Below are 26,672 nucleotides of genomic sequence, written 5' to 3'. Positions count from 1 at the left end.
GTCATCAGGCACGCGGCCACGATGTCGTCGTCCATCGGCACGCTCACGGCCGTGGCGTCCTTCGGCAGCACCAGCTTCAGGAAGTCCAGCACGTTGCGCGCGTACAGCGCGCTGGCGTCGGCCGCCACGAGCGCGGGCAGGTTGGTCTCGCCCACGATCGTCACGCCATGCTCCTGCACCGTTTGTCCGGGCACGGTCAGCGCGCAGTTGCCGCCATTGGCCGCGGCCAGGTCCACGATCACCGAACCCGGCTTCATCGACTGCACCATCTCCGCGGAGACGAGCTTCGGCGCCGGACGGCCCGGGATCAGCGCCGTGGAGATCACCACGTCGGCCAGCGCCACGCGCTTGGCGACCTCGGCCCGCTGGCGCGCCAGCCAGCTCTCGGGCATCGGCCGCGCGTAGCCGCCCACGCCTTCGGCCGCTTCCTTCTCTTCCGCGGTTTCGTAGGGCACGTCGATGAACTTGGCGCCCAGCGATTCGACCTGCTCCTTCACGGACGGGCGCACGTCGGAGGCCTCGATGACCGCGCCCAGCCGCTTGGCCGTGGCAATGGCCTGCAGCCCCGCCACGCCCACGCCCAGGATCACCACGCGCGCGGCCTTCACGGTGCCGGCGGCGGTCATGAGCATGGGAAAGAACTTCTGGTACCGGTCGGCCGCGATGATCACGGCCTTGTAGCCGGCGATGTTGGCCTGCGACGAGAGCACGTCCATGCTCTGCGCGCGCGTGGTGCGCGGCGCGGCTTCCAGCGCGAAGCTGGTCACGCCGGCCGCGGCCAGCCGCTCCAGCCCTTCGCGGTCGAAGGGGTTCAGCATGCCGACCAGCGTGGCGCCGCGCTTCATGAATGCCAGTTCCGCGTCAGCCGGCGGGCGCACCTTGAGGACGAGGTCGCAATTGAAGGCGGCCCTGGCGTCCACGATCTCTGCCCCGACGGCGGCGTAGGCTGCATCCGGTGCCGAGGCCTGGACACCGGCGCCGGACTGCACGAAGAGCTGGTGGCCCTGGGCCTTGAGCTTTTTCGCGGTCTCCGGCGTGACCGCGACGCGGGTCTCTCCGGCCGCTGTCTCCAGCGGTACTCCGATCAGCATGAAAGTCTCCTTGCGGAAGTTGAAAATTTTTCGCTATGTGCAGTTCTATACCACCATGTAGAAAACGGTCAACCGCAATCCGACCCTGGCAGGGCACACCCGTTGGGCGGACGCTACCATCCGGCGATGTCTGAACGATGGAAACCCAACGTCACCGTGGCGGCGCTGATCGACAAGGTGGTCGATGGGGAACAGCGCTTCCTCCTTGTCGAGGAACACACGGCTGAGGGCTTGCGCCTGAACAACCCGGCCGGCCACCTGAATCCCGGCGAGACGCTGCTGCAGGGCGTGGCGCGCGAGGTGCTGGAGGAAACCGGCTGTGTGTTCGTGCCCACGCACCTCGTGGGCGTGTACCTGTCGCGCGTGTACCGGCAGGGCGCGGGCGAGGACATCACGTACCTGCGCTTCGCCTTCGCCGGCACGGCCAGCGCGCCGCAGCCGGGCTGGGTGCTCGACGAGGGCATCGTGCGCACGCTGTGGATGTCGGCGGCCGAGCTGCGCGCCAGCACGCACCGGCATCGCAACCCGCTGCTGCTGCGCGGCGTGGAAGACCACCTCGCCGGCAAGCGCTTCCCGCTGGAGCTGCTGAACACCGACCCCAGCGTCTTCGCGCCGGAGATCAAGGCATGAGCGCCGCCGCACCGGCGGTGCACGTGGGCGCGCGTCCGCGCCGCGTCGTGGTGGGCCTGAGCGGCGGGGTGGATTCCGCCGTCAGCGCCTGGCTGCTCAAGCAGCAGGGCCACGAGGTGGTGGGCATCTTCATGAAGAACTGGGAGGACGACGACAGCAGCGAGTACTGCTCCTCGCGCCAGGACTTCATCGACGCCGCCAGCGTGGCCGAGGTCATCGGCATCGAGATCGAGCACGTCAACTTCGCCGCCGAGTACAAGGACCGCGTCTTCGCCGAGTTCCTGCGCGAGTATCAGGCGAACCGCACGCCGAATCCGGACGTGCTGTGCAACGCCGAGATCAAGTTCAAGGCTTTTCTTGATCACGCCATGCGTCTCGGGGCCGAGAAGATCGCCACCGGGCATTACGCGCGGGTGCGCGAAGTCGGCGGCGAGTTCCAGCTGCTCAAGGGCCTCGATCCGCTCAAGGACCAGAGCTATTTCCTGCACCGCCTGAACCAGCCGCAGCTCGCGCGCACGCTTTTCCCGGTGGGCGAGCTGCCCAAGACCGAAGTGCGGCGCATCGCCGGCGAGGCCGGGCTGCCCAATGCGAAGAAGAAGGACTCCACCGGCATCTGCTTCATCGGCGAGCGGCCGTTCCGCGAGTTCCTGAACCGCTACCTCTCCAACCAGCCCGGGCCGATCAAGGACGCGCGCGGCCGCAAGATCGGCGAGCACGTGGGCCTGAGCTTCTACACGCTGGGCCAGCGCCAGGGCCTGGGCATCGGCGGCGTGAAGGAGAAGGGCGCCCCGCGCGGCGGCGGCGAGCACGAGCCCTGGTACGTCGCGCGCAAGGACCCGGCCACCAACACGCTCTACGCGGTGCAGGGCCACGACCACCCCTGGCTGCTGAGCCGATCCCTGGTGGCGCAGGACCTGAGCTGGGTGGCCGGGCGCACGCCCGCGCCCGGCGCGCTGGCGGCCAAGACGCGCTACCGCCAGTCCGACGCGCCCTGCCGCCTGTCGCTGCCGGCGGTGGACGCCGTCGCGCTGCATTTCGGGCAGCCGCAGTGGGCCGTGACGCCGGGGCAGTCGGCCGTGCTCTACGACGGCGAGGTGTGCCTGGGCGGCGGCGTCATCGCCACGGCCAGCCCGGACTGAGCCACCGGCACCCCACCCAGGCGAGGGGGCGCGGACCGCGCCGAAACAGGCCTTCTCCCAGGGCTCATGCGCCCAACGCATGAGCAAGTGTCCAACCCTTCGTTGGCACGAAAAACGCAGCTTCAATAATGAAAGCGTTCCGACCTCTGGGGGATTGCATGAATTTCCAGCAGTTGCGCTCCGTGCGCGAAGCCGTGCGTTGCGGCTTCAACCTGACCGAGGTCGCGCAGGCGCTGCACACCTCGCAGCCCGGCGTGAGCCGGCAGATCCGCGAGCTGGAACAGGAGCTGGGGGTGGAGATCTTCGTGCGCCAGGGCAAGCGCCTGACCGGGCTGACCGCGCCCGGGCGCACACTGCTGCCGGTGGTGGAGCGGCTGCTGACCGAGGCGCAGAACCTGCACCGCATCGGCGAGGACTTCAGCCAAGGCGACATCGGCACGCTGGCCGTGGCGGCCACGCACTCGCAGGCACGCTACGCGCTGCCGGCGGTGGTGCGCGACTTCCAGGCGCGCCACCCCAGCGTGAGCCTGAAGCTGCACCAGGGCTCGCCCACGCAGATCGCGCAAATGCTGATCAGCGGCGAGGCCGACATCGGCATCGCCACGCAGTCCCTGGCCGAGCAGGACGCGCTGGTGGCGCTGTCGTGCTACCGCTGGACGCACTCGGTGGTGGTGCCGGCCGAGCACGAGCTACTGGAGGGGCCGCTGACGCTGCAGCGGCTGGCGGCCTATCCGCTCATCACCTACGACGTCGGCTTCACCGGCCGCGGCACCATCGACGACGCCTTCCGCCGCGCCGGGCTGCCCATGCAGCTGGTGCTCAGCGCCATGGATGCCGACGTGATCAAGACCTACGTCGGGCTGGGCATGGGCGTGGGCATCGTGGCCTCGATCGCGTTCGACGACGAGCGCGACCACCCGCTGCGCGCCATTGACGCGCGGCACCTGTTCGCCATCAACACCACCAGCGTGGCGCTGCGCCGCGGCGCGCTGCTGCGCGCCTACGCCTACGACTTCATCCAGGCCTTCGCGCCGCACCTGAAGCCGGAGATCGTGATGCAGGCCCAGGCCGCGCGCGCGGCGGCGGCGCAGCCGGCGCCGCTGTGATCAGCCCTCGAAGCTGAACTTCCCTTCCGCCACCAGCGCCGACAGCGGCAGCCGCCCGTTGGGCTGCTCGCGCTCGCGCAGCGCTTCGGGCAGCAGCGACGCCTCGCCGCGCCGGCCCAGCGCCACCACGGCGTGCAGCGCGTGGTCGTCGGGCACGGCCAGCACCTCGCGCGCGCGGGCCTTGTCGAAGCCGCCCATGGCATGCGCGTGCAGGCCCAGCGCCTGGGCCTGCAGCGCCAGGCTCATCCAGGCCGCGCCGGCGTCGAAGGCGTGCGAGGCGATGGGCTGCGGCCCCTCCTTGCCCGGCACCAGGCGCTGCGTGCGCGACAGCACCAGCACCAGCGCGCCGGCCTGCCGGGCCCAGACGCGGTTGCTCTCCACCAGCGTGCCCAGCAGCTGCTCGAACGCCGGCGTGCCGCGCAGGCCGTAGACGAAGCGCCAGGGCTGCAGGTTGTTGCCCGAAGGCGCCCAGCGCGCCGCTTCCAGGCAGGTCATCAGTGAGCCCTTGTCCAGCGCCTCGCCGGTGAAGGCGCGCGGCGACCAGCGCTCGGTGAACTGGGGATCGATGCGGTATTCGGGCTGGCGCGGGGCGGTCATGAGCGGCGTCGGAAAGTCGTCGTACAGGCCGGGCAGTGTGCCGCAGCCTTTCAATCCCGCGCCGTGCCGGCCGGGTCCAGCACCCGCTGCAGGAAGGCGCGGGTGCGTGCGCGCCGCGGCGCGGCGAAGAACTCGGCCGCCGGAGCCTGCTCGACGATCTGGCCCTCGTCCATGAACACCACCCGGTCGGCCACGGCGCGGGCGAAGCCCATCTCGTGCGTCACGCACAGCATGGCCTGTCCCTGATCGGCCAGGGCGCGCATCACGTCGAGCACCTCCTGCACCACTTCCGGGTCCAGCGCCGAGGTGGGCTCGTCGAAGAGCAGGAGCTTCGGCGCCTGCACCAGCGCCCGGGCGATGGCCACGCGCTGCTGCTGCCCGCCCGAGAGCTGCAGCGGGTATTTCAATGCCTGCTCCGCCACCCGCACCCGCTCCAGTTGCGCCAAGGCGCGCTCGCGCACCGCGCCCTCGCGCTCGCCGGCCATGACGGGGCCGAGCGTGAGGTTCTGCAGCACGGTCAGGTGCGGGAACAGGTTGAACTGCTGGAACACCATGCCCACGCGCCGGCGCAGCGCCTGCAGCGCGCGCTCGTCCTCGCGCCGCCCGGGCTCGAAGGCCAGGCCGTCCACCGTCAGCTTGCCCTCCTCAAACCGCTCCAGCCGGTTCACGCAGCGCAGCAGTGTGGACTTGCCGCTGCCCGACGGCCCACACAGCACCACGCGCTCGCCCGGCTGGACGCTGAAATCCACGTCGCGCAGCACGTGGTGCGCGCCGAACCATTTGTTCACGCGCTCGAAGCGCAGCAGCGGGGCGGTGTCAGGGGTGGACATCACGTGGGACATGCCTTCAGTTCCCGCGCCGCCAGCGCGCCTCGGCCCAGCGCCCGCCCGCCGACATCGCGGCGCAGCCGATGAAATAGATCGCCGTGATGAACAGGTAGCCCTCGACCTTGAACGGCCGCCACACCGGGTCGCCGCTGAGCGCCAGGCCCAGGGCGCCGGTGAGCTCGTAGAGGCTGACGATGGTCACCAGCGAGCTGTCCTTGAAGGTGGAGATGAAGCTGTTGAGCAGCGCCGGCAGCGCCGCGCGCAGCGCCTGCGGCAGCAGCACCAGGCGCTGCACCTGCCAGGCGGTGAGCCCCAGGCTGCGCGCGGCCTGCGCCTGCGCCAGCGGCACCGCCTGCAGCCCGGCACGCACGGCCTCGGCGAGATAGGCGGCGGCAAACAGCGCCAGCCCGGCCAGCACGCGCAGCAGCACGTCCGGATTGCTCCCGGGCGGCAGCAGCAGCGGAAAGATGAAACTCGCCATGAACAGCACCGACACCAGCGGCACGCCGCGGATCAGCTCGATGTAGAGCGTGCTCAGGCCCCGCAGCAGCGGCGGCCCGGAGCGCCGCGCCAGCGCCAGCGCAATGGCCAGCGGGAAGGCCAGCCCGATGGCCACCAGCGCCAGCAGCAGCGTCAGCGGCAGGCCGCCCCACTGCTCGGTGGGCACGAAGGGCAGCCCCGCGAAGCCGCCGCGCAGCAGCAGCACGCCGCCCAGGAGCCCGGCGATCCAGGCCCAGGGCAGGACGCGGCCGCCGCCGGGCCGCCCGGCGCGCGCCAGGCTCCACGCGCCCAGCGCGATCCACAGCGCCAGCGCCGCGGCCGGGCGCCATTGCTCCTTGAACGGGTAGCGGCCGAACAGGATCAGCCGGTGCTTCTCCGCCACCACGCCCCAGCAGGCGCCGTGGCCGCGCGCGGCCTGGCAGGCGTCCACGTCCGGCGCCCACACCGCCTGCCACAGCGCCCAGTCCAGCAGCCGCGGCAGGCCCCAGGCCAGCAGCGCCAGGATCGCGAGCGTCGCCACGCCGCTGAGCCAGCTCCCGAAAAGTCTCGTTCGCAACCGCGACGCGAGGCCCGGCGGCGCAGGCGGGCGGCGTGGCGGGAGGGGCGTGAAATCGTCGTCCGCCATGGGCTCAGCGCTCCCGCAGCGCCGCACGGCGGTCCAGCGCGCCCATCAGCGCCGCGGTCAGCAGCGAGGTGCACAGGTACACGGCCATGATCAGGCTGATGCACTCCAGCGCCCGGCCGGTCTGGTTCAGCGCGGTGTTGGCGATCGAGACCACGTCCGGGTAGCCGATGGCCACGGCCAGCGAGGAGTTCTTGGTCAGGTTCAGGTACTGGCTGGCCAGCGGCGGCACGATCACGCGCAGCGCCTGCGGCAGCACCACGCGCCGCAGCACCTGGGCCCGGGACAGGCCGATGCTCAGCGCCGCTTCCGTCTGCCCGCGCGGCACCGCCAGCACGCCGCCGCGCACCACCTCGGCGATGAAGGCGGCGGTGTAGAGGCTCAGGCCCCCGCACAGCGCCACGAACTCCGGCGTGAGCGTCGCGCCGCCCTCCACCGCGAAGGGCCCGGGCTGCGGCAGGCTCCAGCCGCCCTCGGCCGGCCAGGGCAGCGACAGCCCGCCCTTGCTCAGCAGCAGCCAGGGGCCCAGGTGCAGCGGCTCGCCCGGGTCGGGCAGGTACTCCACCAGCAGCAGGTACCACAGCAGCAGTTGCACCAGCAGCGGCACGTTGCGCACGACCTCGACGTAGGCGCCGGCCAGGCCGCTCACCAGCGCGTTGCGTGACAGCCGCGCGATGCCGATGGCGCCGCCCAGCAGCGTGGCCAGCGCGATGCCGGCCAGCGCCACGCGCAGCGTGTTGAGCACGCCGACCAGGAAGGCGCGGGCGTAACTCTGCGCGCCGTCGAAGGCGATGGGCGACTCGCCGATCTCGAAGCCGGCGGCATCGCCCAGGAAATCCCAGCCGGCCTGGATGCCGCGCGCGGCCATGTTGGCCAGCGTGTTGCGCGCCAGCCAGCCCAGCAGCAGCGCCAGCGCGAGCAGCACCAGCGCCTGCGCCAGCCGGGCGCGCGTGGCGGGCTTCAGCGCACCGGCGGCGCGTACAGCAGGCCGCCCTGGTTCCACAGCGCGTTCTTGCCGCGGGGCAGGCCCACGGGTGTCTTCTCGCCGACGTTGCGCTCGTAGATCTCGCCGTAGTTGCCCACGGCCTTGACCGCGCGCAGCAGCCAGTCACGGTCAAGTCCCAGCAGCTTGCCCATGTCGTCGCCCTTGCCCAGCAGCCGCTGCACGACCGGGTCGGTGCTCTCGGCCTTGAGCTTGTCGGTGTTGGCCTGGGTGATGCCGGCCTCCTCGGCCTCGATCAGCCCGTACACGACCCACTTCACGATCGTGAACCACTCGTCGTCGCCGCGGCGCACCAGCGGACCCAGCGGCTCCTTGGAGATGAGGTCCGGGAGGATGACGTGTTCCTTCGGGTCCTTGGCCTCGCGCGAGCGGATGGCGGCCAGGCCGGAGGCGTCGGTGGTGTAGGCCTGGCAGCGGCCGGCGAAGTAGGCGGCGTTGGCAGCCTCGATCTTCTCGAACACCACGGGCTTCAGGTTCAGGCCGTTGGCGCGCGAGAAGTCGGTGAGGTTCTTCTCGGTGGTGGTGCCGGACTGCAGGCAGACGCTGGCGCCCTTGAGCTGCTTCGCGCTGGTCACCTTGGTTTTGGCCGGGACCATGAAGCCCTGGCCGTCGAAGAAGTTGATGGCCGTCTGCTGCAGGCCCAGCGAGGCGTCGCGGGTGAGGGTGAAGCTGGTGTTGCGCGAGAGCACGTCCACCTCGCCGGACTGCAGGGCCGTGAAGCGCTGCTGCGAGCTCAGCGGCACCCAGCGCACCTTGTTGGGGTCACTCAGGACGGCCGCGGCGATGGCCTTGCCGAAGTCCACGTCGAAGCCGCTCCAGCGGCCCTGGCTGTCGGCGGCCGAGAAGCCGGCCACGCCGGTGCTGACGCCGACCACGACCTGGTCGCGCTGCTTGATGGCGTCGAGGGTCTTGCCGGCCTGCGCCGGGGCGGCGGCAAGGGCGAGGGCGGCGGCCAGGGGGGCGAGGAGCAGGGAGGGCTTTTTCATGCGGGGGAGTATGCAAGGGGGCACGGCCGGGAATGAAGGTGGGCTTTTGCGCCCTCACGCCATGGCCACGAGGCTTTGCGCGATGTGAGCTAGCTAGCTACATTGGTCCCAACTGTCGGGAGCTTGCCATGTCCACCGTTGCCTTGTTCGAAGCCAAGAACCGACTGTCCGAGCTGATCGACCGCGTGCAGGCCGGCGAGGTGATCGAGATCACGCGCCGCGGCAAGGTGGTGGCTCGCCTCACGCCGCCGGAGAGCGACGACGCCCGGCAGCGCGGGCTGGATGCCGTGGCCCGGCTGCGCGAGGCGCGGCAGGGCGTGAGCCTGGGCGGGCTCAGCAGCCGGGAGCTGATCCGCGACGGCCGCCGCTGATGGCTGCCTTCGTCGTCGATGCCTCGGTGGCCGCCGCCTGGTTGCTGCCGGACGAGGCCACCGGCTACACCGACGCTGCGCTGGCCGCGACCGCGGACGGCGAGGTCTGGGTACCGGCGCTGTGGCTGCTGGAGATCGGCAACCTGTTGCTCACCGCGCAGCGTCGGCGCCGTATCGACGCGGCCAAGCGCACCGAGTTGGCGGCCGCGGCGGCCGCGCTGCGCCTGCGCATCGACCGCGAGCCCGTGGGCCTGGTGGAACTGGATGCTCTGGCCGCCCGGCACGGTCTCACGGCCTACGACGCGGCCTACCTGGAGTTGGCGCTGCGCCGCAAGGTGGCGCTGGCGACGCTGGATGAGGCGTTGTTGGCGGCCATGAAGATCGAAGGCGTGGCGCTGGCCGATCCGCCATAAGACCGCCACGACCGCAAACCCGAATACGGATCGAAGAGGAAGGCCGCCGTATTGGCGCAGGCAAGGTATTGCCTGATCCATGGCCTTGGCAAGACTCAAATGTCCCAATAAATACGACAGTGGAAAACCATGGTTGCTCGGCTACGCTAACAGTCCGTTCACAACCGATCCGGAGGGTAGCGTGGCAACTCTGACGCTGACGACGTTCAATTTCCACAACCTCTTTCGCCGCGCGAAAATACTGAATCTGCGCGATTCCAGTCTGGCTGCGGAGCTTTTGGATCGCGTCGAAAAGCTCAATGCGATCATTGCAAAAGCAAAATACATGGACAAGGATCGCCAGGATGTTTTTGCGCTTTCCTCAGCGCTGGTTGATTTTATTGATTTTCGCGTAGATGGCGGCAGCTTCGGCGCCTGGGACAAACAGGGCGAGGTAACGGGATGGGGGATTTACTCGGGTTGTGAAGGTCGAAAGTCATGGCAAGGCGAAATGATTTTCAAGAATGAGCCTTTCACCGACGAGGAGCGCGCGAACACGGCAAAAGTAATTTTAGATGCCAACGCCGACGTTGTTTGCGCCGTGGAAATTGAAGGCATGGATGCTCTTAACATGTTCAACCGCGATGCGCTGAAGAAGCGGTTTGCCCAGTTCGTGTCCATAGACAGTCCCAACGATCCCCGGCACATCGATGTCGCTTGCTTGAGCCGTTTTCCCGTGATCGGCATCAAGACACACGTGTTTGATGCTTACAGGAAATACCGCCGCGTTTTCAGCCGAGACTGTCTGGAGGTTGCCATAGACATTGGCGGCAACGCGGGCCCGCTATTTGTTCTCTGCAACCATTTCAAGAGCCAGCTGGGCCGTGGACCCAATGGCCGACAGGAATCGGCGGACAAGCGTCGCGCTCAAGCGGAACGTGTCCGGGAAATTCTCGGCGCCTACGACCTCAAGAAACAGCTGGTGGCCGTGATGGGCGACCTGAACGAGGATTCAAGCAACCCGTACCAGTCACTGGCGCCCTTGTTCAATTGTCCGGACCTGATGCCCGTGGTGGACCCGAAGCTTCCAGCCGTCGAAAGGTTTACCTATTACTATGCCAAGGCGAAGAAGAGCGAGCGGCTGTCACAGCTTGACTATATTTTCGTGTCATCAGCGCTCCACGACCGCCATGTCGAGCATGGTTTTGTCAGAGGCGGTATTTACGGCATTGTCGATGCCGTCAAGGACGCGGGCGGCATTCCGCCCGAGCCTTTTCCCAACATCACGACTTGGTCCCAGGCTGCTTCGGACCATGCCGCGCTGTGGGCCCGTTTCGATCTGTGAGCCTGTTCGTTCGATTGCAGACGCTTCCGCAGACAGGGCCACTCAAATCATCGCCGCCGGATCCTGCGGCTCCTCCGGCGTGACGGCGAAGCGCGTCACGCGCCGCGGCAGCAGCCAGGCCTGCGCGCCCGGCTCCAGTTTCAATTGCTCGCGCAGCCCCAGGTACTCCGCGCGCGGCAGTTCCACGTCGATGTAGCTCTCATCGTCCAGGCGCCGGAACTCCAGCCGCGTGTTCGGGCCCACGGTCAGCGCCTGCTGCAGCCGCACCGGCAGCGCGCCGGGCATCTCGTGCCCAAGCACCTGCAGCTCGTGCGGGCGCACGTAGGTGACGGTGCCCTGGTCCGCCGCGCCCTCGTGCGGGCCGCCGCTGCGTCCGGTGCGGCCGTGGAACAGGTTCACGTCGCCCAGGAACTGCAGCACGAAGGGCGTGGCCGGGTGGTCGTAGACCTCGTCCGGGCGGCCGTCCTGCTCGATGCGGCCCTGGTTCATCACCACGATGCGGTCGGCCACCTCCATGGCTTCCTCCTGGTCGTGCGTGACGAACACGCTGGTGACGTGCATCTCGTCATGCAGCCGCCGCAGCCAGCGCCGCAGCTCCTTGCGCACCTTGGCGTCCAGCGCGCCGAAGGGTTCGTCCAGCAGCAGCACCTTGGGCTCGACCGCCAGGGCGCGGGCCAGCGCGATGCGCTGGCGCTGCCCGCCCGAGAGCTGGTGCGGATAGCGCTCGGCCAGCCAGTCGAGCTGCACCAGCTTGAGCAGGTCCGACACCTTGGCGCGGATCTCGGCCTCGCTGGGGCGCGTCGCCTTGGGGCGCACGCGCAATCCGAAGGCGACGTTCTCGAAGATGTTCATCTGCGGGAACAGCGCGTAGTGCTGGAACACGAAGCCGACGTTGCGCTCGCGCACCGCCGTGCGCGTGGCGTCGTCGCCGTGGAACAGCACGCTGCCGCCGTCGGCCTTCTCCAGCCCCGCGATGATGCGCAGCAGCGTCGTCTTGCCGGAGCCCGACGGTCCCAGCAGGGCGACGAGCTCGCCGGACTCGATGGTGAGGTTGAGGTTGTCGCAAACGGCCAGGCTGCCGAAGCGCTTCACGAGGTTTCTGACTTCGATGCTCATGGGGCTTGCTCTTATTCGCCGCGGCCGGCCTGCTTCAGTTGCGCCTTCACGCGGCGCTCGATCACGTACTTCAGCGCCAGCGTCACCAGCGCCAGCGCCGCCAGCAGCGAGGCCACGGCAAAGGCGGCGGCGAACTGGTACTCGTTGTAGAGGATCTCGATGTGCAGCGGCATGGTGTTGGTCTGCCCGCGGATGTGCCCGGAGACCACGCTGACCGCGCCGAACTCGCCCATGGCGCGGGCGTTGCACAGGATCACGCCGTAGAGCAGCGCCCACTTCACGTTGGGCAGCGTCACGCGCCAGAAGGTCTGCCAGCCGGAGGCGCCCAGCACCGTGGCCGCCTCCTCCTGCTCCACGCCCTGCGCCTGCATGAGAGGAATCAGCTCGCGCGCGACGAAGGGGAAGGTGATGAAGAGCGTGGCCAGCACGATCGCCGGCACGGCGAAGATGATCTTGACGTCGTGCAGCTGCAGCCACGCGCCCAGCCAGCCCTGCAGCCCGAAGACCAGGATGTAGATCAGGCCGGCAATGACGGGGCTGACCGAGAAGGGCAGGTCGATGAGCGTGAGCAGCACGCTCTTGCCGCGGAACTCGAACTTCGCGATCGCCCAGGCCGCGGCGACGCCGAAGACCAGGTTCAGCGGCACCGAGATGCCCGCGGCGATCAGCGTGAGCTTGATGGCCGAGGCGGCATCGGGCTCGGTGACGGCTTCCAGGTACACCTCCAGGCCCTTCTTGAAGGCCTCGATGAAGACCAGCACCAGCGGCACGAACAGGAACAGCGTCAGGAACACCAGCGCCACGGCGATGAGCGTGCGGCGCACCCAGGCCGGCTCGGTGGTGGCGCCGGCGGGAGAGGAGGGGGACATCGGGTTCATGGCGTCACTGGCCCTGGCGGCGCCGGGCCCAGGCCTGCAGCGAGTTGATCAACAGCAGCATCACGAAGCTGGCCACCAGCATGACCACGGCGATGGCCGTGGCGCCGGGCACGTCGTACTGCTCCAGCTTGGAGATGATCATCAGCGGCGTGATCTCGCTGATCATGGGCAGGTTGCCGGCGATGAAGATGACGCTGCCGTACTCGCCGAGCGCCCGGGCGAAGGCCAGCGCGAAGCCCGTGAGCAGCGCCGGCGCCAGGATCGGCAAGGTCACGCGAGTAAAACACTGCCAGCGCGTGGCGCCCAGCGTGGCGGCGGCTTCCTCCAGCTCGCGGCCCAGGTCCTCCAGCACCGGCTGCAGCGTGCGCACCACGAAGGGCAGCCCGATGAAGAGCAGCGCCACGAACACGCCCAGCGGCGTGAAGCTGACCTTGAAGGGCAGGTGCTGGCCGATCCAGCCGTTCTCGGCGTACAGCGCCGTGAGCGTGATGCCGGCCACGGCCGTGGGCAGCGCGAAGGGCAGGTCCACCAGCGCGTCCACCAGGCGCCGGCCGGGGAAGTCGTAGCGCACCAGCACCCAGGCGATGAGCAGCCCGAAGAAGGCGTTGACCAGCGCCGCGGCGAAGGAGGCGCCGAAGGTCAGCCGGTACGAGGCCACCACGCGCGGCGAGGCCACGGCGTCCCAGAACGCCTCGGGCGTCATGGTCGCGGCCTTGAGGAAGGCGGCCGACAGCGGGATGAGCACCACGAGGCTGAGGTACAGCAGCGTGAAGCCCAGCGCCAGGTCGAAGCCCGGCAGCACGCTGTGGCGCTTGAGCAGGGTGCGGGAGAAGAGCATGACAAGGGCAAGGCGCAGCCGCCCGGGAGAGCGGATGCGCCTTGTCGGTAAGGGGGAGAACCCGCGATTTTCGCTGATGCGGGCGGGAGAACGCCCGGCCGCCGCGCGCGAGCGCCGGGCGGCCGGGCCGGCGGGCCCTTACTTCCTGGCCACGATCTGGTCGTAGATGCCGCCGTCGTTGAAGTGCTCGGCCTGCGCCTTCCTCCAGCTGCCGAAGACTTCATCGACGGTGAAGGTGGACACGTTGGGGAAGTCCTGGGCGTGCGCGGCCAGCAGCTTGGCGTCGCGCGGCCGCAGGTTGTGCTTCACGGCGATGCGCTGCGCTTCCTCGGACCACAGGTACTTCAGGTAGGCCTCGGCCTGCTTGCGCGAGCCCTTGCGGTCCACCACCTTGTCCACGATGGCCACCGGGTTCTCGGCCAGCACGGTGCGCGCCGGGTAGACGAAGTCAAAGTTCTTGCCGAACTCCTCGACGATGGACTGCACCTCGCTCTCGAAGGTGCACAGCACGTCGCCGATGTTGCGCTGCGCGAAGGTGGTGGTGGCGGCGCGCCCGCCGCCGTCGAACACCGGCACGTTGGCGAAGATCTTCTGCGTCAGCTCGCGCGCCTGCGCCGGGGTGCCGCCGCCCTTGACCACGGAGCCCCACGCGCCCAGGTAGGTGTAGCGGCCGTTGCCGGTGACCTTGGGGTTGGGAATGACGACGCTGATGCCGGGCTTGGCCAGGTCGGCCCAGTCCTTGATGCCCTTGGGATTGCCCTTGCGCACCAGGAACATCGTCACCGACGACGTGGGCGCGGCGTTGTTGGGCAGGCGCTTGGCCCAGTCGGCGGCGATGAGGCCCTTGTCGGCCACCACGTCGATGTCCAGCGCCTGGTTCATGGTGATGACGTCCGCGTCCAGGCCCTCGATCACCGCGCGCGCCTGCTTGCTGGAGCCGCCGTGCGACTGGTTCAGCGTGATGTCCTCGCCGGCGGTCTTCTTCCAGTGCGCGGCGAAGGCCTTGTTGTATTCCTTGTAGAACTCGCGCGAGACGTCGTAGCTGACGTTGAGCAGCGTCACCGGCGCGGCGTGGGCGAAGCGCGGCAGGACAGCGGCGAGCGCGGCAGCCGGGGCGCCCAGAATGAGCTTGCGGCGCAGGGAGTTTTCAGCGGTCATGGCGGCGATGCCCCGCGAAGGGGGCGTATTTTTCAAACGGCCGCCATGGTAGGCGAGGCGGCCGCCCCGCCAAAGAACAAGGTTCTCAGAAGCTTATGCCGCCTGTGTGCATGGGCGCCTTCAGGCCGCCTGCTGGAACTGCGCCGCCCGCCGCGGCTCCAGGTGGTACTCGCTGCCGACCTGCAGCGGCAGCGCCTGGAATGCCTCGCGGTCGAGTTCCACCTCCACCGCGGCGCCGTCGCGCAGGGTGAAGCCTAGGCGCATGCGCGGCCCCATGCACAGCGCGTGCGCCAGCGTGGCGCCCACGCGCCCGGGCGCTTCTTGCGCATGCACGGCGATTTCGTGCGAACGCGCCCAGCGCGGCGCGCCGTCGGCGGCGTCCAGGCGCTGCGCGTCGCCCAGGAACTGCAGCACGAAGGGGCTCGCGGGCTGGTCGTAGAGCTCCTGCGGGCGGCCTTCCTGCTCGATGCGGCCCTTGTTCATCACCACGATGCGGTCGGCCACCTCCATGGCCTCCTCCTGGTCGTGCGTGACGAAGACGCTGGTGACGTGCATGTCCTCGTGCAGCCGGCGCAGCCAGCGCCGCAGTTCCTTGCGCACCTGCGCGTCGAGCGCGCCGAAGGGCTCGTCGAGCAGCAGCACCCGCGGCTGCACTGCCAGCGCGCGCGCCAGGGCCACGCGCTGGCGCTGGCCGCCGGAGAGCTGCCCCGGGTGCCGCCCGGCCAGCGCCGAGAGCTGCACCCGCTCCAGCAGCTCCTCGACGCGGCGGCGCACCTGCGCCTCCGGCAGGCGCTGCGCACGCGGTTGCACGCGCAACCCGAAGGCGACGTTGTCGCGCACGCTCAGGTGGTTGAAGAGCGCGTAGTGCTGGAACACGAAGCCCACGCGGCGCTGCTGCACGGGCGCGTCGGTGGCGTCCTCGCCGTGCATGAACACGCGCCCGGCGTCGGGCGCTTCCAGCCCGGCCATGATGCGCAGCAGCGTGGTCTTGCCCGAGCCCGAGGGGCCCAGCAGCGCCACCATCTCGTCGGCGGGGATGTGCAGGTCCACGTTCTCGCACACCACCGTGGGGCCGAAGCGCTTGGAAATCTGGTGCAGCTGGATGCTCATGCGGCTCTCCGGGAAATGCTTGTCGTCGGGTTCGGGACGGCTCAGGCGCCGTGGCCGGTGGGCTGGTGCTGGTCGAGGTCGGCCTTGACGCGCCGCTCCACCAGCGCCTTGAGCACCAGCGTCACCAGCGCCAGCGCCGCCAGCAGCGAGGCCACGGCGAAGGCGGCGGCGAACTGGTACTCGTTGTAGAGGATCTCGATGTGCAGCGGCATCGTGTTGGTCTGCCCGCGGATGTGCCCGGAGACCACGCTGACCGCGCCGAACTCGCCCATGGCGCGCGCGTTGCACAGGATCACGCCGTAGAGCAGCGCCCATTTCACGTTGGGCAGCGTCACGCGCCAGAAGGCCTGCCAGCCGGAGGCGCCGAGCACGAGCGCGGCCTCCTCCTGGTCGCGGCCCTGGGCCTGCATCAGCGGGATCAGCTCGCGCGCCACGAAGGGGAAGGTCACGAACACGGTGGCCAGCACGATGCCGGGCACGGCGAAGATGATCTTCAGGTCATGCTCCTGCAGCCAGGGGCCCAGCCAGCCCTGCAGCCCGAACACCAGCACGTAGATCAGGCCGGCAATGACGGGGCTGACCGAGAAGGGCAGGTCGATGAGCGTGATCAGCACGCTCTTGCCCCGGAAGTCGAACTTCGCGATCGCCCAGGCCGCGGCCACGCCGAACACCAGGTTCAGCGGCACGGAGATGGCGGCGGCCAGCAGCGTGAGCTTGACGGCGTCCAGCGCGTCGGGCTGCGTGATGGCGTCCAGGTACACGTCCACGCCCTTGGCGAAGGCCTGCACGAACACCGCCACCAGCGGCACGAACAGGAAGAGGGTCAGGAAGGCCAGCGCCGTGCCGGCGAGCAGCCCGTTGACCCAGCGCGAGGAGCGCTGCGCGCGCCGCCTGGAGGTTGCGGGGTCAACCGCGGGCCGATGCAGCGCCGGGTGCAGCGGTGCGGCCGTCACGGCCGCCGCCACGGCCGCGGCCGAGGACGGCGTGGCAGGCAGGATGGAACTCATGTCGTGGCTCCCTGGCGGCGGCGCGTCCACGCCTGCAAGGCGTTGATGAGCAGCAGCAGGATGAAACTGGCGACGAGCATCACCACGGCGATGGCGGTGGCGCCGTGGTAGTCGTACTGCTCCAGCCGCGTGATGATCAACAAGGGCGTGATCTCGCTGACCATGGGCAGGTTGCCGGCGATGAAGATGACGCTGCCGTACTCGCCCAGCGCCCGGGCGAAGGCCAGCGTGAAGCCGGTGAGCAGGGCGGGCAGCAGCACCGGCAGCACCACCTTGACGAAGGTCTGCGCGCGCGAGGCGCCCAGCGTCGCGGCGGCCTCTTCCATGCTGCGGTCCAGGTCCTCGAGCACCGGCTGCAGCGTGCGCACCACGAAGGGCAGCCCGATGAAGACCAGCGCCACGAACACGCCCACCGGCGTGAAGCTGACCTTGAAGGGCAGCCACTGGCCGATCCAGCCGTTCTGGGCGTAGAGGGCAGTCAGCGCGATGCCGGCCACGGCCGTGGGTAGCGCGAACGGCAGGTCCACCAGCGCGTCGATGACGCGCTTGCCCGGCAGTTGCTGGCGCACCAGCACCCAGGCCACCAGCAGCCCGAACACCGCGTTGACCAGCGCCGCGGCCAGCGACGCGCCGAAGGTCAGCCGGTAGGAGGCCAGCACGCGCGGGGAGCTGACCGCGTCCCAGAACGCCTGCAGCGTCATGCCCGAGGTCTTGATGAAGGCCGCCGACAGCGGCAGCAGCACGATCAGGCTCAGGTACAGCAGCGTGAAGCCCAGCGCCAGGTTGAAGCCCGGCAGGACGCTGCGCTGCTTGAGCAGCAGGCGGGAGAACATGGTGGCGGCTCCGGCAGCGGCGGGCTTACTTGCGGGCGAAGACCTTGTCGAAGGTGCCGCCGTCGGAGAAGTGCGTGGCCTGCGCCTTGGCCCAGCCGCCGAAGGCCTCGTCGATGGTGAACAGCTTCACCTGCGGGAACTGCTTCGCGTACTTGGCCGCGACGGTGGGATCGACGGGGCGGTAGTAGTGCTTGCCGGCGAGGTCCTGCCCTTCGGGCGTGTAGAGGAACTCCAGGTAGGCCTGCGCCGCGGCGCGGGTGTTCTTCTTGTCCACCACCTTGTCCACCACGGCCACCGGCGGCTCGGCCAGGATGGAGACGGACGGGGCGACGATGTCGAACTTGTCCGGGCCCAGTTCCTTGAGCGCCAGCAGCGCCTCGTTCTCCCAGGCCAGCAGCACGTCGCCCAGGCCGCGCTCGACGAAGGTGGTGGTCGAGCCGCGCGCGCCGCTGTCGAGCACCGGCACGTTGGACAGCAGCTTGCCCACGAACTCCTGCGCCTTGGCCTCGGAGCCGTACTTCTTCTGCGCGTAGCCCCAGGCGGCGAGGTAGTTCCAGCGCGCGCCGCCGGAGGTCTTCGGGTTGGGGGTGATGACGGAGATGCCGGGCTTGACCAGGTCGTCCCAGTCCTTGATCGCCTTCGGGTTGCCCTTGCGCACCAGGAACACGATGGTGGAGCGGTACGGGGCGCTGTTCTGCGGCAGGCGCTTTTGCCAGTCGGGCGGCAGCAGCTTGGCCTTGGCGGCGATCTCGTCGATGTCATAGGCCAGCGCCAGCGTCACCACGTCGGCCTCCAGGCCGTCGATCACGGAGCGCGCCTGCTTGCCCGAGCCGCCGTGCGACTGCTTGACGCTGACCTTGTCGCCGGTCTTGGCCTGGTACTGCTTTGCGAAGGCGGCGTTGACGTCCTGGTAGAGCTCGCGCGTCGGGTCGTAGGAGACGTTGAGCAGCGCGATGTCACGGGCCTGGGCGCCAAGGGCCGCCGCCGCGAGCAGCGCGCCAAGAAACAGCGATTTCATGAAGGTCCTCCTGGGATGCATGAGGGCATCCTAGGAACGGCCTTCGAACCGACCAACGAATCAATGCGCGCATGCTTATTCGCTGGCCGCAGCCGCAAGCATGAAAAGCGTCAGTGGTTACCGGTTACGTGCCGGCCAGGGCGCGCAGGCGCGCCGGCAGCGCCGCGACCTCGGGCTCCACGGCCTGGGGCTTGAGGGAGCCTTCACGCGCGGCCTGCAGCAGCCGCGCCAGGTGCCCGGGCTGGGGCAGCAGCACGCCGAAATAGAGCACCGTGTCGCCGCGCGCCACGAGCACGGTGGGGAAGTTCTCGACGTCGATCTCGTCCACCGCGTCGGCTTCGTCCTCGATGTCCACCCACACGAACTGCTCGCCCGGCGGGGCGGCGTCGCGCGCGGCGTCGAAGGTCGGCAGGTATTCCTTGCAGGTGCCGCACCAGGCGGCGCACAGGCAGGCGACGAGGAGGGGAGCGGGGGCGGTGGACATGGGTGCTAAGTGTCGCAGGGCACAGCGGGCGTTCAGGACGTGAAAAAAGCGGCCCGCGGGCCGCTTTTGGTTGTGGCGTCGAGCCGGGCGACAGGGTCGTCAGAACGGAATGTCGTCGTCCATGTCGTCGAAGCCGGTGGCCGGGCGCTGTTGCGGCGCGGGGGCCGCGGGGCGCTGCTGCGGGGCCGGACGCGGGGCTGCGGCGCGCGGGGCCGGGGCGCCGCCGTCCATGTCGTCGCCGCCGCGGGCCGGGGCGCGGCTGTAGCCGCCGCGGCTGCCGCCGCCACCGCCCATGCCCATGCCGCCGCCGCCCATCTCGTCGCCGCCGCCCATGCCTTCGCGGCCGCCCAGCAGCTGCATCTGCTCGGCGATGACGTCCACGGTGTTGCGCTCGATGCCGTCCTTGTCGGTGTACTTGCCGTACTTCAGCCGGCCCTCGACGTACACGGAGCGGCCCTTCTTCAGGTATTCACCGGCGATCTCGGCCAGGCGCTCGTAGAAGGTGACGCGGTGCCACTGCGTGTCCTCGACCATCTCGCCGGTGTTGCGGTCCTTGCGGCGGCTGGAGGTGGCCACCGAGACGTTGCAGATGGCCGTGCCCTGGGGCGTGTAGCGCACTTCCGGGTCGCGCCCGCAGTTGCCGATGAGGATGACTTTGTTGACGCTGGCCATGGCCGCTGCTCCTGCGCGCTGTCGCGTGTGACGTGTACGAAAAACCAGCACGGATTGTGCCGCAGCGCACGATCCGGGCGCCCGCGCGGGGCCTTCGCGCGTGCGTGCGCGCTCGCGCGCGAGGCGCCGGGTACCATCGCCGGCTCCCCCGCGCACCATGGCAGCCCCTCTTCCCGACTCCTCTCCCGCGCTGCAGGTGCTGCAGCAGGTCTTCGGCTACACCGCCTTCCGCGGCTCGCAGGCCGCCATCGTCGAGCACGTCACGGACGGCGGCGACGCGCTCGTGCTCATGCCCACCGGCGGCGGGAAAAGCCTGTGCTACCAGGTGCCGGCCATCGTGCGGCACCGCCAGGGGCTGGGCGTGGCGGTGGTGGTCAGCCCGCTCATCGCGCTGATGCACGACCAGGTCGGCGCGCTCGAAGAGGCGGGCGTGCATGCCGCCTACCTCAATTCCACCCTGTCGTCGGAGCAGGCCCAGCAGGTCGAGCGCGAGCTGCGCAGCGGGCGCCTGGTGCTGCTCTACGTCGCGCCGGAGCGGCTGCTCACGCCGCGCATGCTGGCGATGCTCGATTCGCTGCACGAGCGCCGGCTGCTGAGCCTCTTCGCCATCGACGAGGCGCATTGCGTGAGCCAGTGGGGGCACGACTTCCGCGAGGAGTACCTGGGCCTGTCGGCGCTGCACGAGCGCTTCGCCGGCGTGCCGCGCGTGGCGCTCACGGCCACGGCCGACGACCACACGCGGCGCGACATCGTCGAGCGGCTGCAGCTCGAAGACGCCGCGGCGTTCGTCAGCAGCTTCGACCGGCCCAACATCCGCTACGCCATCGTCGAGAAGGACAACCCGCGCGCGCAGCTGCTGCGCTTCATCCGCGACGAGCACGAGGGCGAGGCCGGCGTCGTCTACTGCCAGAGCCGGCGCAAGGTCGAGGAGACGGCGGACTGGCTGCGCCAGCAGGGCATCCCGGCGCTGCCCTACCACGCCGGGCTCGACGCCGACGTGCGGCGCCAGCACCAGGACCGCTTCCTGCGCGAGGACGACCTGGTGATGGTGGCCACGATCGCCTTCGGCATGGGCATCGACAAGCCCGACGTGCGCTTCGTCGCGCACCTGGACCTGCCCAAGAACATCGAGGCCTACTACCAGGAGACCGGCCGCGCCGGGCGCGACGGCGAGGCCGCCGACGCCTGGATGACCTACGGGCTGGCCGACGTCGTCAACCAGCGCCGCATGATCGACGAGAGCGACGCCGAGGACGAGTTCAAGCGGCTGCAGCGCGCCAAGCTCGACGCGCTGCTGGCCCTGGCCGAGGCGCACGACTGCCGCCGCGTGCGGCTGCTGGCCTACTTCGGCGAAGCGAGCCGCCCCTGCGGCAACTGCGACAACTGCCTGCACCCGCCGCGCACCTGGGACGCCACCGAGGCCGCGCGCAAGGCGCTGTCCTGCATCTACCGCTTCGCGCAGCACGGCGGCGGCTTCGGCGCCAGCCGCTTCGGCGCCGGGCAGCTCATCGACGTGCTGCGCGGCAAGCGCACCGACAAGGTGGCGCAGTACGGGCACGACAAGCTCTCCACCTTCGGCATCGGCGCTGACCTGTCCGAGGCGCAGTGGCGCGGCGTGCTGCGCCAGCTCGTGGCGCTGGGCCACGTGCAGGCCGAGGGCGAGTTCAACACCCTGGCGCTGACGGTCAGCGCGCGCGCCGTGCTCAAGGGCGAGGTGCCGATCGTGCTGCGCGAGGCGCGCGAGCCCACCGCGCGCACGCGTGGCGTGCGCGGCACCCGCGGCGAGCGGGCCGAGCGCGTGCCGGCGGCCGCGGCGATGCTCGACGCCGAGGGCCAGGAGCGCTTCGCCAAGCTGAAAGCCTGGCGTACGGAGGTGGCGCGCGAGCACGGGCTGCCGCCCTACATCGTGTTCAACGACGCGACGCTGGCGCAGATGGCCGCGGAGTGCCCGGACTCGCTCTCCGCGCTGGGCCACATCTCCGGCGTGGGCGCCAAGAAGCTCGAAGCCTACGGGCGCGAGATCCTGCGCGTGCTCGGCGGCTGAAGGCCGCCGCCCCGTCTCCTGGAGCACATCGGCGCGCCGCGCGCAAGCAGCGGCGCTAGGGGTCTTTGCCTAAGCGATCGTGCAATTGCCCGCGCAACGGGGTGACCCGTAGCCTGAAGCGTTCGCTTTGATGAACCGCCGCGGGCAAGGGACCTGCGCCGCACACCACATACGCCAAGGAGAGACCATGTCCGTGAGCACCACCCTCCGTGTCCCGCGCCGCCTGCCGACGGCCGCCGCCGCCGCGCTGTTGTGCCTGCAACTGGCGGGCTGCTGGGGCGACGACGACGACGACCGCGTCAACCGCCTGCCGCAGAACACCACGTCCGTCTCGCGCACCGAGTACCTCGCCGCCACGCCCGGCACCGGCGCCACCGCCGCCACGCAGGACCTGCTCACCGGCGGCCTGGGCGCCGCGGGACTGGCCGCGGCGGCGCCCGCTTACGCCAGTGCCAGCGCGCCCACCGCGGCCGAGCTGCGGCGCAATTCGCTGCACGCCAATTACCGCGGGCTGGTGGACGTCTCGGCCAACGGCGGCTACGGCACGCTGTACGGCCCGACCGTGCCCCTGTCCGGCGGCGCGGTCGCCAACCCGGCCGGCATGGTCCCCGGCGTCGAGTACGTCGGCGTGCTCGACAACGCCCAGGGCACCAAGCGCGTGACCATGGCGGTGCAGGTGCCCTCCAGCTTCAACCAGAACGACCCCTGCATCGTCGTCGCCCCGTCCTCGGGCTCGCGCGGCGTCTACGGCGCCATCGGCACCGCCGGCGAATGGGGCCTCAAGCGCGGCTGTGCCGTGGCGCTCACCGACGCCGGCAAGGGCTTCGGGCTGCACGACCTGTCGGACGACACCGTCACCCACATCGACGGCACGCGCGGCGTGCGCTCGGCCACCGACGCCACGGCGCCCATCACCGCCAAGTCGGCCAACTTCGTGGCGCAGATCACCGATGCCGCGCGCACGGCCTTCAACGCCGCCTTCCCGAACCGCGTCGCGATCAAGCACGCGCACTCGCAGCAGAACCCCGAGAAGGACTGGGGCAGCGACACCCTGGTTGCCGCGCGCTACGCGCTGTGGGTGCTGAACCAGGAGTACGCGCCGCTGGTCACCGGCAGCACCACCGAGCGCGAGCGCCGCTACAGCGCCGCCAACACGCTGGTGATCGCGGCCTCGGTGTCCAACGGCGGCACGGCGGCGGTGCGCGCGGCGGAGCTGGACACGGAAGGACTCATCGACGCCGTGGTGGCCGGCGAGCCCGGCGCCGTCCCAGCGCAATCGACGTCCACTTACGGCATCGCGGAGAACGGCACGGCGCGGGCCGCGGGCACCTACGGCAAGCCGCTGATGGACTACTTCAGCTTCGCCAACCTCTACCAGGGCTGCGCGGCGCTGGCCGCGCCCTCGACGGGCGCCACCCACAACCTCATCGGCAACTCGACGGTGCTCACCGCGCTGGCCACCAACCGCTGCGAAGCCCTGGCGCGCAACGGCCTCGTCACGGGCACCACGCCCGCAGAGCGCAGCGCCGACGCGCTCAACCGGATGCGTGCCTACGGCTGGACGGTGGATGCCGACACGCTGCACAGCTCCCACTTCGGCCTGGGCGCCACCACGCAGGTGGCGAGCATGTACGCCAACGCCTACGGCCGCTTCCCGGTCACGGACAACCTGTGCGGCATCAGCTTCGGCGCAGTGAATGCCACCTTCGACCCGGCGCCGCTGAATGCCGATACCAAGGCGGCGATCTTCGCGGTGGGCAACGGCGTGGCCAACGGCTCGGCCACCGGGCTGACGCCGGCGGTCATCATCAACGACGCCACGGGCGGCGGCGGCAAGCTCTGGAACGCGGCCGTGTCGCGCAGCACCGGGCTGGCGGACTTGGGCTTCGACGCCGCGGTGTGCCTGCGCGCCCTGGTCACGGGCACCAACCCGATCACCGGCGCCGCCCTGGGCGCCAGCGCCACGGCCGCCACGCCGCCCACCGCCACGGCCTTCGGCACGCCGGCGCTGCCGAGCCTGGCCCAGGCGCGGAGCGTGCAGGCCGGCATCGCCGAGACGCTGGCCAGCGCCAGGCTGGGCAACAAGCCCACGCTGGTGGTGGCCGGGCGCAACGACACGCTGCTGCCGCTGAACAACGCCTCGCGCGCCTACGTCGCGGCCAACCGCGCCAACCAGGGCTTGGCCAGCCCGCTGCGCTACATCGAGGTGACCAACGCGCAGCACTTCGACGCCTTCCTGGGCTTCCCCGGCTACGACACGCGCTACGTGCCGCTGCACTACTACTTCGTGCGGGCGCTCGACGCGATGTATGCCAACCTGAAGTCGGGCACCGCGCTGCCGCCCAGCCAGGTGGTGCGCACCACGCAGCGTGGCGGCGAGCCGGGGGCCGCCAATCCGATCACGGCGGCCAACGTTCCGCTCTTCGTCGCCACGCCGGCCGTCGGCAACGCCATCACCTTCAGCGGCAACGCGGTCAACGTGCCGAACTGATTCGGCACCGGGACACCGGCCGGCGCGCCCGCCGGCCACAAGCGCCTTCAAAGGCCGGGCCGCGATGGCGGTGCCGGCCTTTCTTCATGGCCCGGCGCGCGGCCGCAAGGCTCAGCGCAGCAGCGTCACCACCACCACGTTGGAGTCGCGGAACTGGTTCGCGTCGTCCACGGCGCGGGCGAAGAACTGCACGTTGCCGGTGATGCTGTCGGGCAGCGCGACGGTGAGGCCGTAGGGCGGGCCGCCCACCAGCGGGTCCAGGCGCACGGCGCTGCCGTCGGGCAGCACCCGGTAGAAGGCGACGTAGGCGACGGCATAGTCGTCGCGCGCGTCGGCCAGCAGCGTGACGGGCTGCCCCGCGAAGGCCTGCGCCGGCGCCACCGACAGCGTCACGCGCGGCGGGTCGTCGTCATCGTCCCCGATGCCGATGCTCACGCCGCCGCCGCAGCCGCCCAGCAGCGCCGCGGCCACGGTGGTGGCCAGCACCAGGCGCCGGGCGCCCGTGCCGCGTGCCTCAGTCGTGGTAGCGCACATGCACGTAGCCGCCCGGTGCGGCCTCCAGGCCTTCGGGCACCGCCCGCGCCGGCACGCGGCCCGCGCTGTGCTCGACCAGCCACTCGTGCCAGGCCGGCCACCACGAGCCCTCGCGCTTCTCGGCACTCTCGGCCCAGGCGTCGGGCGCCACCCAGTGCGCGCCGTGCCCCATGCGCTGCAGCCTGAAGCGCCGGCGCGCGTGGCCGGGCTCGGAGACGATGCCGGCGTTGTGCCCGCCGTTGGTCAGCACGAAGGTCAGCTCGGTGTGCACCAGCCGGTGCAGCTGGTACACCGAGCGCCAGGGCGAGACGTGGTCGAGCTCGGTGGCGACGCAGAAGATGGGTTGCCGGATGTCGCCCAGCGACACCGGGCGCCCCTCCACCGTGTACTCGCCGTGCGCGAGCTGGTTGTGCAGGTGGCAGCGGCGCAGGTACTGGCTGTGCATCACCGCGGGCATGCGCGTGACGTCGGCGTTCCAGGACATCAGGTCGTTGGGCTGCTGGCGCTCGCCAAGCCAGAACTCGCGCATGCGCATGGACCAGATCAGCTCGCGCGAGCGCAGGAACTGGAAGGTCTCGGCCATCTGCCGCCCGGTGAGGAAGCCGCGCTCGGCCATGATGTCCTCCAGCAGCTCGACCTGCGCCTCGTCAATGAGCACGCCCAGCTCGCCCGGCTCGGTGAAGTCGGTCTGCGCCGCCAGCAGCGTCACGCCGGCGAGCTCGGGCAGCCGGTCCGCGTCGCGCACCTTGCCCGGGCGCGCCAGCGCCGCCGCGGCCATGGACAGCAGCGTGCCGCCCAGGCAGTAGCCGCAGGCCTGCACCGGCTGGTCCGGCACGATCTGCCTGATGGCGGCCAGCGCGTCGAACACGCCCAGCTCCAGGTAGTCGTCCAGGCTCAGCAGCGCGTCGTCCTCGTCCGGGTTGCGCCAGGACAGGATGAATACCGTGTGGCCCTGGTCGGTGAGCCACTTCACCATCGAGTTGTGCGGCGAGAGGTCCAGGATGTAGTACTTCATGATCCAGGACGGGACGATGAACACCGGCTCGGCCTGCACCTCGTCGGTGGTGGGCGCGTACTGGATCAGCTCCACCAGGTGGTTGCGGTGCACCACGCGGCCCGGCGTCAGCGCCAGGTCCACGCCGGGCAGGTACGGATGCTCCGGCGGCGCCAGCGGCTCCAGCCCGTGGCGGCGGCGCCAGGAGTCGAGCCGGTTGAAGGCGCCGTCCACCAGGTTCATGCCGTGGCGCTCGGCGGTGCGGCGCAGCACCTCGGGGTTGGCCAGGAAGTTGTTGCTCGGCGAGAGCATGTCCAGCCACTGCTGCGCGAAGAAGCGCACCACCTGCGCGTGGTGCGCGCTCATGCCGCGCAGCCGGCTGGCGTCCTGCCACCAGTGCTGCGCCGCCTGGTGCGCGCGCGCCATCGGGGCGTAGGGCCACTGGTGCCAGGCCGGGTCGCGAAAGCGCGGGTCGGCCGCGAGCTCGTGGCTGCAGTCGCCGCTGATGCACTCGGCCGCGGCTTCCAGCGCGTGCTGCTGCGCGGATAGCGCCAGCCGCGCCGTGTTGGCCGGCTGCGAGGCCAGGTGCCAGCTCCAGTCGGCCAGCGCCAGGCCCAGCGAGATGGGCGACAGCCCGCCCATGACCGAGGCCGTGGCCGCGTGCAGCGCGCGGTCCAGCGCCTGCGCGGCCTCGTGCGCGTCGGGCGTGTCGGCCACCGCGGGCGGCTCCGGGCTCACCACCCCGGGCGGCGCGCCGGGCATGTCCGGTGCGCGGAGGGCCACGACCGTCGCCTGCGGCAGGGCGGTGGTGGTGGCCGGAGACGTGTCAGCGAAGCGCCGCATCGTGTCGTCGTTCATGCGATCGACGTATACCGAAGCGGCGGC

General features: G+C 70.3%; 26 protein-coding genes. 8 read left to right on the top strand and 18 right to left on the bottom strand.

All coding sequences use genetic code 11. The features are described 5' to 3' along the window. Window positions 1-1,091: Re/Si-specific NAD(P)(+) transhydrogenase subunit alpha (locus tag FJ694_RS28215; RefSeq protein WP_157270871.1), on the bottom strand; the 1,091-nt coding region annotated here is incomplete at its 3' end. Between the two features lie 126 nt (window positions 1,092-1,217). On the opposite strand from FJ694_RS28215, the gene FJ694_RS28210 reads away from it, so the two are divergent. From FJ694_RS28210 to FJ694_RS28200, 3 genes are all read left to right on the top strand, one after another. Then, on the top strand, window positions 1,218-1,721 hold the full coding sequence (locus FJ694_RS28210; protein ID WP_157270870.1) for an NUDIX domain-containing protein: 504 nt from the start codon (window positions 1,218-1,220) through the stop codon (window positions 1,719-1,721). Next, window positions 1,718-2,860, top strand: a complete 1,143-nt coding sequence (gene mnmA / locus FJ694_RS28205; protein ID WP_157270869.1) for a tRNA 2-thiouridine(34) synthase MnmA — start codon at window positions 1,718-1,720, stop codon at window positions 2,858-2,860. The genes FJ694_RS28210 and mnmA overlap by 4 nt, the downstream gene beginning before the upstream one ends. Before the next feature lie 158 nt (window positions 2,861-3,018). Continuing rightward, window positions 3,019-3,966: a CysB family HTH-type transcriptional regulator gene (locus tag FJ694_RS28200; protein ID WP_157270868.1), complete on the top strand. Its 948-nt coding sequence runs from the start codon at window positions 3,019-3,021 to the stop codon at window positions 3,964-3,966. Here FJ694_RS28200 and FJ694_RS28195 read toward each other — a convergent pair whose 3' ends face one another. The 5 genes from FJ694_RS28195 to FJ694_RS28175 form a co-directional block, all read right to left on the bottom strand. Next, window positions 3,967-4,563: a nitroreductase family protein gene (locus FJ694_RS28195; RefSeq protein WP_157270867.1), complete on the bottom strand. Its 597-nt coding sequence runs from the start codon at window positions 4,561-4,563 to the stop codon at window positions 3,967-3,969. 50 nt (window positions 4,564-4,613) lie between these two features. Further along, window positions 4,614-5,405, bottom strand: a complete 792-nt coding sequence (locus FJ694_RS28190; protein WP_157270866.1) for an amino acid ABC transporter ATP-binding protein — start codon at window positions 5,403-5,405, stop codon at window positions 4,614-4,616. A 4-nt stretch (window positions 5,406-5,409) separates the two neighbouring features. Continuing rightward, complete coding sequence (locus FJ694_RS28185) at window positions 5,410-6,411, bottom strand: amino acid ABC transporter permease (RefSeq protein WP_232540259.1); 1,002 nt, start codon at window positions 6,409-6,411, stop codon at window positions 5,410-5,412. Between the two features lie 109 nt (window positions 6,412-6,520). Beyond that, window positions 6,521-7,516 (bottom strand): amino acid ABC transporter permease, encoded by a 996-nt coding sequence (locus FJ694_RS28180; RefSeq protein WP_232540258.1) that lies wholly within the window; start codon window positions 7,514-7,516, stop codon window positions 6,521-6,523. Then, on the bottom strand, window positions 7,474-8,502 hold the full coding sequence (locus FJ694_RS28175; protein ID WP_157270864.1) for an amino acid ABC transporter substrate-binding protein: 1,029 nt from the start codon (window positions 8,500-8,502) through the stop codon (window positions 7,474-7,476). The genes FJ694_RS28180 and FJ694_RS28175 overlap by 43 nt, the downstream gene beginning before the upstream one ends. 128 nt (window positions 8,503-8,630) lie before the next feature. Between FJ694_RS28175 and FJ694_RS28170 the strand changes: the two genes are divergently transcribed. From FJ694_RS28170 to FJ694_RS28160, 3 genes are all read left to right on the top strand, one after another. Beyond that, window positions 8,631-8,873, top strand: coding sequence for a type II toxin-antitoxin system Phd/YefM family antitoxin (locus FJ694_RS28170; protein WP_157270863.1), 243 nt, complete (start codon window positions 8,631-8,633; stop codon window positions 8,871-8,873). Then, window positions 8,873-9,286 carry a type II toxin-antitoxin system VapC family toxin gene (locus FJ694_RS28165; RefSeq protein WP_157270862.1) on the top strand — a complete coding sequence of 138 codons (414 nt, stop codon included), beginning with the start codon at window positions 8,873-8,875 and terminating at the stop codon, window positions 9,284-9,286. The genes FJ694_RS28170 and FJ694_RS28165 overlap by 1 nt, the downstream gene beginning before the upstream one ends. Window positions 9,287-9,467: 181 nt before the next feature. Further along, entirely contained in the window at window positions 9,468-10,610 is a 1,143-nt protein-coding gene (locus FJ694_RS28160) for an endonuclease/exonuclease/phosphatase family protein (RefSeq protein ID WP_232540257.1), read from the top strand. A 42-nt stretch (window positions 10,611-10,652) separates the two neighbouring features. Here the strand turns inward: FJ694_RS28160 and FJ694_RS28155 are convergent, their stop codons facing one another. The 10 genes from FJ694_RS28155 to ssb form a co-directional block, all read right to left on the bottom strand. Then, window positions 10,653-11,726: a sulfate/molybdate ABC transporter ATP-binding protein gene (locus FJ694_RS28155; protein WP_157270860.1), complete on the bottom strand. Its 1,074-nt coding sequence runs from the start codon at window positions 11,724-11,726 to the stop codon at window positions 10,653-10,655. 11 nt (window positions 11,727-11,737) lie between these two features. Next, window positions 11,738-12,604, bottom strand: a complete 867-nt coding sequence (gene cysW / locus FJ694_RS28150; protein WP_157270859.1) for a sulfate ABC transporter permease subunit CysW — start codon at window positions 12,602-12,604, stop codon at window positions 11,738-11,740. A gap of 4 nt (window positions 12,605-12,608) precedes the next feature. Next, window positions 12,609-13,442, bottom strand: a complete 834-nt coding sequence (gene cysT, locus FJ694_RS28145; protein WP_157270858.1) for a sulfate ABC transporter permease subunit CysT — start codon at window positions 13,440-13,442, stop codon at window positions 12,609-12,611. A gap of 138 nt (window positions 13,443-13,580) precedes the next feature. Next, window positions 13,581-14,600, bottom strand: a complete 1,020-nt coding sequence (locus FJ694_RS28140) for a sulfate ABC transporter substrate-binding protein (protein ID WP_157270857.1) — start codon at window positions 14,598-14,600, stop codon at window positions 13,581-13,583. A gap of 120 nt (window positions 14,601-14,720) precedes the next feature. Continuing rightward, window positions 14,721-15,710, bottom strand: coding sequence for a sulfate/molybdate ABC transporter ATP-binding protein (locus FJ694_RS28135; RefSeq protein WP_157270856.1), 990 nt, complete (start codon window positions 15,708-15,710; stop codon window positions 14,721-14,723). Between the two features lie 41 nt (window positions 15,711-15,751). Further along, window positions 15,752-16,717, bottom strand: a complete 966-nt coding sequence (gene cysW, locus FJ694_RS28130) for a sulfate ABC transporter permease subunit CysW (RefSeq protein WP_157270855.1) — start codon at window positions 16,715-16,717, stop codon at window positions 15,752-15,754. After that, window positions 16,714-17,550 (bottom strand): sulfate ABC transporter permease subunit CysT, encoded by an 837-nt coding sequence (cysT, locus tag FJ694_RS28125; protein WP_157270854.1) that lies wholly within the window; start codon window positions 17,548-17,550, stop codon window positions 16,714-16,716. The genes cysW (FJ694_RS28130) and cysT (FJ694_RS28125) overlap by 4 nt, the downstream gene beginning before the upstream one ends. A gap of 25 nt (window positions 17,551-17,575) precedes the next feature. Next, a complete protein-coding gene (locus FJ694_RS28120; RefSeq protein ID WP_198321039.1) occupies window positions 17,576-18,568 on the bottom strand; it encodes a sulfate ABC transporter substrate-binding protein in 993 nt (330 codons plus the stop codon). A 124-nt stretch (window positions 18,569-18,692) separates the two neighbouring features. Continuing rightward, window positions 18,693-19,052: a thioredoxin family protein gene (locus FJ694_RS28115; protein WP_157270852.1), complete on the bottom strand. Its 360-nt coding sequence runs from the start codon at window positions 19,050-19,052 to the stop codon at window positions 18,693-18,695. 99 nt (window positions 19,053-19,151) lie between these two features. Beyond that, entirely contained in the window at window positions 19,152-19,724 is a 573-nt protein-coding gene (ssb, locus tag FJ694_RS28110; RefSeq protein WP_157270851.1) for a single-stranded DNA-binding protein, read from the bottom strand. 157 nt (window positions 19,725-19,881) lie between these two features. Between ssb and recQ the strand changes: the two genes are divergently transcribed. After that, window positions 19,882-21,768: a DNA helicase RecQ gene (gene recQ, locus FJ694_RS28105; protein WP_157270850.1), complete on the top strand. Its 1,887-nt coding sequence runs from the start codon at window positions 19,882-19,884 to the stop codon at window positions 21,766-21,768. A gap of 193 nt (window positions 21,769-21,961) precedes the next feature. Beyond that, window positions 21,962-24,259, top strand: a complete 2,298-nt coding sequence (locus FJ694_RS28100) for a 3-hydroxybutyrate oligomer hydrolase family protein (protein WP_232540256.1) — start codon at window positions 21,962-21,964, stop codon at window positions 24,257-24,259. A 111-nt stretch (window positions 24,260-24,370) separates the two neighbouring features. Here FJ694_RS28100 and FJ694_RS28095 read toward each other — a convergent pair whose 3' ends face one another. Together FJ694_RS28095 and FJ694_RS28090 are read right to left on the bottom strand one after the other, a co-directional pair. After that, window positions 24,371-24,793, bottom strand: coding sequence for a hypothetical protein (locus FJ694_RS28095; RefSeq protein ID WP_157270848.1), 423 nt, complete (start codon window positions 24,791-24,793; stop codon window positions 24,371-24,373). Further along, window positions 24,774-26,645 carry a PHA/PHB synthase family protein gene (locus FJ694_RS28090; protein ID WP_232540255.1) on the bottom strand — a complete coding sequence of 624 codons (1,872 nt, stop codon included), beginning with the start codon at window positions 26,643-26,645 and terminating at the stop codon, window positions 24,774-24,776. The genes FJ694_RS28095 and FJ694_RS28090 overlap by 20 nt, the downstream gene beginning before the upstream one ends. Window positions 26,646-26,672: the final 27 nt, after the last annotated feature.

It is taken from the genome of Azohydromonas aeria (assembly GCF_009760915.1).
In the GTDB taxonomy this organism is placed as follows: Bacteria; Pseudomonadota; Gammaproteobacteria; order Burkholderiales; family Burkholderiaceae_C; genus Azohydromonas; species Azohydromonas aeria.
The sequence above is the reverse complement of the archived record's forward strand: the minus strand, read 5'-3'. Positions and strand labels throughout refer to the sequence as shown.